We start from the raw sequence: 8,225 nt of genomic DNA, 5'->3' as shown, positions 1-8,225 counted from the left end.
TCTGCTTCAAAGAAACCGACAGGACAATGTTCAAAACATTATCTTGTCTGTCTTTCAAACAGTGTGAGGCTCAAGGCACTCACACTTATCGGTAATCTGTTTTGTTAAAGAGCATTGCGAATTATAAAGTATTTCTTCCGCCTGTCAAGATATCTCTCGATATCCCCAACATTCTGTGCTATACTTTTCAGTTCGTCCGCCGCTTCAGCAGCAGCGAAGAACCGAACTATACGCCCGAAGGGGAAAACGGTCAATGCTTTCAGCGGGATTTTTTTGGGGAAATTCGTCATGTCGCTGTCAGATAAGGTTTTTTATTTCCACCAAACGCTGCACCACCCCCAACAATCCCCCTCCTCTGACTGGTGCGCCTTTGTGAATATGCCGTCTGAAACTTGGGGCTTCAGACGGCATTTTGTTTGCCACTATCAGTCGGCAAACTGTTTTTTCATCCTCTCTCGGCGTTCTTGGGCCTCAACAGATAAAGTGGCTGTCGGGCGTGCCAGCAGCCGCTTCAGACCGATAGGTTCTCCCGTATCGGCACAGAATCCATAATCCCCTTCATCAATATTGCGGATGGTCGCCTGTATTTTACTGAGAAGTTTTCGTTCCCGATCGCGGGTACGGAGTTCCAATGCGTACTCTTCTTCCTGTGTGGCACGGTCGGCAGGATCGGGGGCTGATTCGTGTTCTTGGAGATGCCCTGTCGTAGCGGAAGCATTTTCGATGAGTTCGTCTTGCATTTTTACCAGCAATTCGCGGAAAAAAGCCAAATGGTCGTCATTCATATAATCGTCTTCCGGCCCGCTCCAATTCAAAATATCTTGTTCTGTCAGCTTTGCCATAATGTATGTCCTCTCTGTTCACCGCAAAAAACAAAGCACCACAAAGTAGCTTTATTCCTTTGATTTTTATAAGGCTTATTGCCTAAGGCGTTTTTGAAAACGCGCATCATAACACGTTTTGGATTGGTTTTTTTATTTTCTTTACATTATTGATATTGCCGTTCCATTTCCTGCGAACGGCGCACACAGGCACAAACGCCTTCATTTATGGCTTCGGCGACACGATGCCGTCTGAAGGCTTCCACAGCTTCGTGGGTTGTCCCGCCTTTTGACGTTACATTTTTTTGAAGCTTCTCGAAATCTTCACCCGTCTGCTCGGCAAGGGCAACTGCTCCTTTAAATGTTGCCAGGCTGAGCGCGCGTGCTTCTGCCATATCAAACCCTTGTCGGATGGTGGCATTCTGCAATGCATCCAGCAGATAAAACACATAAGCCGGCCCGCTGCCGCTGATGCCGGTGATGCTGTGCATTTGCGCTTCATCTTCCAACCAAACGGTCAAACCGACAGATTTCATGATTCGATCGGCAATCTTGCAGTCTGTTTCCGATACTTCCGCTTCGGCATACATACCGGATACACCCAGTCCTATTTTCCCGGGCGTATTCGGCATAACTCGGACAATGCGGCGGCTTCCCCCGAGGTAACGGCTGAGCGTACCGACTGACAATCCGGCTGCGACAGAAAGCACCAATGCGCCGTTGGTGCGGATATTTTTGCACGCGGCTTCCATATCCTGCGGTTTGACAGCAAGGATTAAAACATCGTCGGAATGAAGCTCCGGCAAGGTTTCAGAAGTTTCGACACCCAACTCTTTTTCCAAACGTTCACGCTTTTCCGCACCCCGGTTGGCTATATGGATGCGGTATTCCCCTTGTTTGACCAATCCGCCCGCAACGGCAGCCGCCATATTTCCGCCGCCGAGAAAATAAACATTCATTATTTCTACCCTATTCAAAATTACCTGACTAAATTCATTCCCCATTTTTTACCATCGGACGCGCTCGGACAGGCCGTTGCGCCGCAACCCCTGCTTTTTCAAACAATCAAAACCTTCCTGTTTGAACGTCTCAATCAAAGGTTTGCCGTCACGCGTACGCCAATCCAACCCGCAGGCTTCAAACTTCCCTATTTTCCTATAAAAGTAAGATTTTTGCGCGGATTCATATTCGTTTGCCCTGACGGAACGATTGCCGTCTGAAAGCGGGATCTCGTAGTCCTCTAAAGACGGCGGACTCTCGCCGCCAATATCCCAAAAATCGATGGCGGCAGGCTTTCTCGGCTTACACCAGCCGGTGAGGGACGAACACTCATACCACCCCGCCAGCCGGCAGCCTGCAACCGTAAATGCAAGCAACGCAGCCGTTACCGTATATTTTATTACCCGAATTTCCATCAGCCCCTTTTCCCGAAAATCGCGCTGCCGATACGGACGTGTGTTGCACCGCACGCAATGGCGGCAGGCATATCGTCCGACATCCCCATAGACAGCACGTCCGCCTTAACTCCTGCCGCATTGAGGTCGGCAAGCAGTTTCCGCATCGTTTGAAATTGCGCCTTCAACTCCGTTTCACTGCTATTGGCTTTGGCAACACACATCAAGCCGCGTACGACGATATTCGGCAACTTCGCCACTTCGACCGCAAGCGCGACCGCTTCTTCGGGCGCGACACCGTGTTTCGCCGCCTCGCCCGCAATGTTCACCTCGATACACACCTGCAAGGGCGGCATTGAGAAAGGACGCTGCCCGCTCAGCCGGACGGCGGTCTTCAGACGGCATACGGTATGCACCCAATGCGCGCGTTCGGCGACGAATTTGGTTTTGTTGGACTGCACATCGCCGATGACGTGCCACACAATGTCGGTCAAATCCGCCAACTCTTCCGTTTTACCGTACCACTCCTGAATATAGTTCTCGCCGAAATCACGCTGCCCGGCGGCGTAAACTTCGCGGATGCCGTCTGAAGGGAAGGTTTTGCTGACGGCAATCAGGCTGACGGAATGCGGCTTCCTGCCCGCCCGCAGCACCAACGTCCCGATACGCCCACACACCTCCCGATAACGCTCCTGCAAAACCGTCATAAATTATCCCCCGGTAAAAATGCTTAAATGGTTGAATCCCAAGAATCAGGGCAGTAAAATTCAGAAGTAGGAAACACCTCCGAACAACTAAAACATTATACTGGACAATATCCCATTATGCAGATTACCGACTTACTCGCCTTCGGCGTTAAAAACAAAGCATCCGACCTTCACCTGAGTTCGGGCATATCCCCTATGATTCGGGTTCACGGCGATATGCGGCGCATCAACCTTCCCGAAATGAGCGCGGAAGAGGTCGGCAATATGGTAACTTCGGTGATGAACGACCATCAGCGGAAAATCTACCAGCAAAACTTGGAAGTCGACTTCTCGTTCGAACTGCCCAACGTCGCCCGATTCCGCGTCAACGCCTTCAACACCGGCCGCGGCCCCGCCGCCGTATTCCGCACCATTCCCAGCACCGTCTTATCGCTGGAAGAATTGAAAGCCCCGCGTATTTTCCAAAAAATCGCAGAATCGCCGCGCGGCATGGTATTGGTTACCGGCCCCACCGGTTCGGGCAAATCCACCACGCTTGCCGCGATGATCAACTACATTAACGAAACCCAGCCGGCACACATCCTGACCATCGAAGACCCGATCGAATTCGTCCACCAAAGCAAAAAATCCCTGATTAACCAACGCGAGCTGCACCAGCACACTCTCAGTTTCGCCAACGCACTGAGTTCCGCATTGCGCGAAGACCCCGACGTTATCCTTGTCGGCGAGATGCGCGACCCCGAAACCATCGGCTTGGCACTGACCGCCGCCGAAACCGGACACTTGGTTTTCGGCACGCTGCATACGACCGGCGCGGCAAAAACCGTCGACCGTATCGTGGACGTATTCCCGGCGGGGGAAAAGGAAATGGTGCGCTCTATGCTGTCTGAATCGCTGACCGCCGTCATCTCCCAAAATCTGCTGAAAACGCGCGACGGCAGCGGCCGTGTCGCCTCGCACGAAATCCTGATTTCCAATCCCGCCGTCCGCAACCTCATCCGCGAAAACAAAATCGCGCAGATTAACTCCGTCCTGCAAACCGGGCAGGCGAGCGGTATGCAGACGATGGACCAATCGCTGCAATCGCTGGTGCGCCAAGGGCTGATCGCACCGGAAGTCGCACGCAAACGCGCGCAAAACAGCGAAAGTATGAGTTTCTGACACACAACCGCCTTCCGGCCATACCGGCGGGAAAACAAGGTGCAAACACGCAGGGCGGGACGCGGTATCCAGCCCGGCATACCCTTCCGAACAGGAAGCGTCCGCCTTCCTATTGAAACCTGCCGCCGCAAACTGCAAGGCTTAAACTGAAAAGAAGTTAACGATGAGTACCAATAACCTGCACGACATCTTGGACGAAATGGTTCAAGTGTATTCTCAAAAAAAACAAAGCCGATCTGAAACCCCGGCCGAAATCGGCGCACACCTCCACCCGCTGCTCGACCGCTTGTGCGAAACCGCAGAAGCGCAAAGCGCGTCCGACATCCTTATCAGCAAAGGATTCCCGCCCTCGTTGAAAATCAACGGCGCATTAACCCCGCAGCCGCAAAAGGCTCTGACGGGCGAGGAAACTGCCGCCATCACCGCATCGACTATGAACGCCGAACAATCGGAAATATTCCAGCGCGACGGCGAAATCAACTACTCCGTCCAATCGCGCAGCGGCACGCGCTACCGCGCCAACGCCTACCACAGCCAAGGCCACGCAGGTTTGGTTTTGCGGCGCATCAACCACATCATCCCGCAAATGCAGGAATTGGGTCTGCCCGAAAAACTCAAAGACCTCGCCGTCGCACCGCGCGGGCTGCTGATTATCGTTGGACCTACCGGTTCGGGCAAATCCACCACGATGGCGACTATGCTCGAACACCGCAACAAAACCCTGCCCGGCCATATCGTTACCATCGAAGACCCGATAGAGTTTATCTACAAACCGCGCCGCTGCATCTTTACCCAGCGCGAAATCGGCGTCGACACCATAAACTGGCAGACGGCGGTACAAAACGCCATGCGCCAGTCCCCCGACGTGGTCTGCATCGGCGAAGTCCGCAGCAGGGAAAATATGGAATACGCGATGCAGCTCGCCCAAACCGGCCACCTGTGCATTTTTACGCTCCACGCCAACACCGCGCCGCAGTCGCTCGAACGCATACTCAACTTCTACCCCAAAGAACAGCACAAGCAAATACTGATCGACATCGCCCTCAACCTGTCCGGTATCGTCTGCCAACGCCTCGCCCTCAAAAAAGACAAAACGGGCAGGACGGCGGTTGTCGATTTGCTCATCAACACACCCGCCATCCAAGACTTCATCCTGAAGGGCGACCTGATGAACATCAATAAAATCATGGAAACCGCCAAAACCGACGGCATGCAGACGATGGACCAAAACCTTTTCGAACTGTACCGTCACGGCATCATCAGTTACGAAGAAGCCCTGCGCCAGTCCGTTTCCGCCAACAACCTGCGGTTGCACATCCAACTGTACGAAGAAGGCAAAATGCCCGAACTCCTTTACGACAGGGTCAACGGTCTCAACCTCGTTTCCTGATTCGCAAAACCCAATGCCGTCTGAAAACCGCATCCCCGTTTTCAGACGGCATGATTTTATCCGCCCCATTCATGTGCTACACTTTATTCACTTCATAACAATAAACCGGTAAAACCATGAAAACCCCACCCCTCAAGCCTCTGCTCATTACCTCGCTTCCCGTTTTCGCCAGCGTCTTTACCGCCGCCTCCATCGTCTGGCAGCTAGGCGAACCCAAGCTTGCCATGCCCTTCGTACTCGGCATCATCGCCGGCGGCCTGGTCGATTTGGACAACCGCCTGACCGGACGGCTGAAAAACATCATTGCCTCCGTCGCCCTATTCACCCTCTCCTCGCTCACGGCGCAAAGCACCCTCGGCACAGGGCTGCCCTTCATCCTCGCCATGACCCTGATGACCTTCGGCTTCACCATTTTAGGCGCAGTCGGACTCAAATACCGCACCTTCGCCTTCGGCGCACTCGCCGTCGCCACCTACACCACGCTTACCTACACCCCCGAAACCTACTGGCTGACCAACCCCTTTATGATTCTGTGCGGCACCGTACTGTACAGCACCGCCATCCTCCTGTTCCAAATCGTCCTGCCCCACCGCCCTGTCCAAGAAAGCGTCGCCAACGCCTACGACGCACTCGGCGGCTACCTCGAAGCCAAAGCCGACTTCTTCGACCCCGACGAAGCCGAATGGATAGGCAACCGCCACATCGACCTCGCCATGAGCAACACAGGCGTCATCACCGCCTTCAACCAATGCCGTTCCGCCCTGTTTTACCGCCTTCGCGGCAAACACCGCCACCCGCGCACCGCCAAAATGCTGCGCTACTACTTCGCCGCCCAAGACATACACGAACGCATCAGCTCCGCCCACGTCGACTACCAAGAGATGTCCGAAAAATTCAAAAACACCGACATCATCTTCCGCATCCACCGCCTGCTCGAAATGCAGGGACAAGCCTGCCGCAACACCGCCCAAGCCCTGCGCGCAAGCAAAGACTACGTTTACAGCAAACGCCTCGGCCGCGCCATCGAAGGCTGCCGCCAATCGCTGCGCCTCCTTTCAGACGGCAACGACAGCCCCGACATCCGCCACCTGCGCCGTCTTCTCGACAACCTCGGAAGCGTCGACCAGCAGTTCCGCCAACTCCAACACAGCGACTCCCCCGCCGAAAACGACCGCATGGGCGACACCCGCATCGCCGCCCTCGAAACCGGCAGCTTCAAAAACACCTGGCAGGCAATCCGTCCGCAGCTGAACCTCGAATCGGGCGTATTCCGCCATGCCGTCCGCCTGTCCCTTGTCGTTGCCGCCGCCTGCACCATCGTCGAAGCCCTCAACCTCAACCTCGGCTACTGGATACTACTGACCGCCCTTTTCGTCTGCCAACCCAACTACACCGCCACCAAAAGCCGCGTGTACCAACGTATCGCCGGCACCGTACTCGGCGTAATCGTCGGCTCGCTCGTCCCCTACTTCACCCCGTCTGTCGAAACCAAGCTTTGGATCGTCATCGTCAGTACCACCCTCTTTTTCATGACCCGCACCTACAAATACAGTTTCTCCACCTTCTTCATCACCATTCAGGCGCTGACCAGCCTCTCCCTCGCAGGGTTGGACGTATACGCCGCCATGCCCGTGCGCATCATCGACACCATTATCGGCGCATCCCTTGCCTGGGCGGCGGTCAGCTACCTGTGGCCAGACTGGAAATACCTCACGCTCGAACGCACCGCCGCCCTTGCCGTATGCAGCAACGGCGCCTATCTCGAAAAAATTGCCGAACGCCTCAAAAGCGGCGAAACAGCCGACGACGTCGAATACCGCGCCACCCGCCGCCGCGCCCACGAACACACCGCCGCCCTCAGCAGCACCCTTTCCGACATGAGCAGCGAACCCGCAAAATTCGCCGACAGCCTGCAACCCGGCTTTACCCTGCTCAAAACCGGCTACGCCCTGACCGGCTACATCTCCGCCCTCGGCGCATACCGCAGCGAAATGCACGAAGAATGCAGCCCCGACTTTACCTCACAGTTCCACCTCGCCGCCGAACACACCGCCCACATCTTCCAACACCTGCCCGAAACCGAACCCGACGACTTTCAGACGGCATTGGATACACTGCGTGGCGAACTCGACACCCTCCGCACCCACAGCAGCGGAACACAAAGCCACATCCTCCTCCAACAGCTCCAACTCATCGCCCGACAGCTCGAACCCTACTACCGCGCCTACCGACAAATTCCGCACAGGCAGCCCCAAAATGCAGCCTGAAAAAGTTTCGGCATTTTGTAAGAGAGGACAGATTGTCAGACAGGTTGCAAGATAGTGGATAAGGCTTTGCGCAGGGTAAATGCGTAGGTGGGAGGCAGCTGTAGGGTGGGCTTCAGCCCACCATTTCCACCAACCCCAACACCCAACCGATTCCCACCATCTTCATCAACTCAAAAACACAAACGGAAGAAAGGGATTCCTGCCTGCCGATTACGACTGTTTCAACGATTTGCCCACAATGTCATGTGTTTTCGATGATGTTGTGAAGTGATGAAGTTGGTCGAGACGGTGGGATTGATGGAAATGGTGAGATTGGTGGGCTGAAGCCTACCCTACAGCCTGCGCGCGGCAGGCGGCGGCATGGGAAAAACAGGCAGGAATAAAAAACGCGCCCAAAAATAAAAAATGCCGTCTGAAATTGTTTCAGACGGCATCTTAATTTCTGACAAGGTATTACCCCTACCGTATCCAATCACCAATCTTAT

General features: G+C 54.6%; 7 protein-coding genes. 3 read left to right on the top strand and 4 right to left on the bottom strand.

All coding sequences use genetic code 11. The features are described 5' to 3' along the window. Positions 1–425: 425 nt before the first annotated feature. The 4 genes from dksA to RDY34_RS04030 form a co-directional block, all read right to left on the bottom strand. Complete coding sequence (dksA, locus tag RDY34_RS04045) at positions 426–842, bottom strand: RNA polymerase-binding protein DksA (RefSeq protein WP_025457529.1); 417 nt, start codon at positions 840–842, stop codon at positions 426–428. 146 nt (positions 843–988) lie between these two features. Next, on the bottom strand, positions 989–1,825 hold the full coding sequence (gene proC / locus RDY34_RS04040; RefSeq protein ID WP_081462529.1) for a pyrroline-5-carboxylate reductase: 837 nt from the start codon (positions 1,823–1,825) through the stop codon (positions 989–991). Positions 1,826–1,828: 3 nt separating this feature from the next. Continuing rightward, positions 1,829–2,236 (bottom strand): hypothetical protein, encoded by a 408-nt coding sequence (locus RDY34_RS04035; protein ID WP_002257091.1) that lies wholly within the window; start codon positions 2,234–2,236, stop codon positions 1,829–1,831. Then, positions 2,236–2,922 (bottom strand): YggS family pyridoxal phosphate-dependent enzyme, encoded by a 687-nt coding sequence (locus RDY34_RS04030; RefSeq protein ID WP_025457531.1) that lies wholly within the window; start codon positions 2,920–2,922, stop codon positions 2,236–2,238. The genes RDY34_RS04035 and RDY34_RS04030 overlap by 1 nt, the downstream gene beginning before the upstream one ends. 117 nt (positions 2,923–3,039) lie before the next feature. Here RDY34_RS04030 and pilT point away from each other — a divergent pair, with 117 nt between their 5' ends. The 3 genes from pilT (at position 3,040) to yccS (ending at position 7,740) form a co-directional block, all read left to right on the top strand. Then, positions 3,040–4,083 (top strand): type IV pilus twitching motility protein PilT, encoded by a 1,044-nt coding sequence (gene pilT / locus RDY34_RS04025; protein ID WP_308074466.1) that lies wholly within the window; start codon positions 3,040–3,042, stop codon positions 4,081–4,083. Between the two features lie 163 nt (positions 4,084–4,246). Continuing rightward, positions 4,247–5,473, top strand: coding sequence for a PilT/PilU family type 4a pilus ATPase (locus tag RDY34_RS04020; RefSeq protein ID WP_301911189.1), 1,227 nt, complete (start codon positions 4,247–4,249; stop codon positions 5,471–5,473). Positions 5,474–5,589: 116 nt separating this feature from the next. Continuing rightward, positions 5,590–7,740 (top strand): YccS family putative transporter, encoded by a 2,151-nt coding sequence (yccS, locus tag RDY34_RS04015; RefSeq protein WP_308074465.1) that lies wholly within the window; start codon positions 5,590–5,592, stop codon positions 7,738–7,740. Positions 7,741–8,225: the final 485 nt, after the last annotated feature.

Origin of the sequence: Neisseria polysaccharea (genome assembly GCF_963392925.1) — a bacterium.
GTDB classification, from domain to species: domain Bacteria; phylum Pseudomonadota; class Gammaproteobacteria; order Burkholderiales; family Neisseriaceae; genus Neisseria; species Neisseria polysaccharea.
The sequence above is the reverse complement of the archived record's forward strand: the minus strand, read 5'-3'. Positions and strand labels throughout refer to the sequence as shown.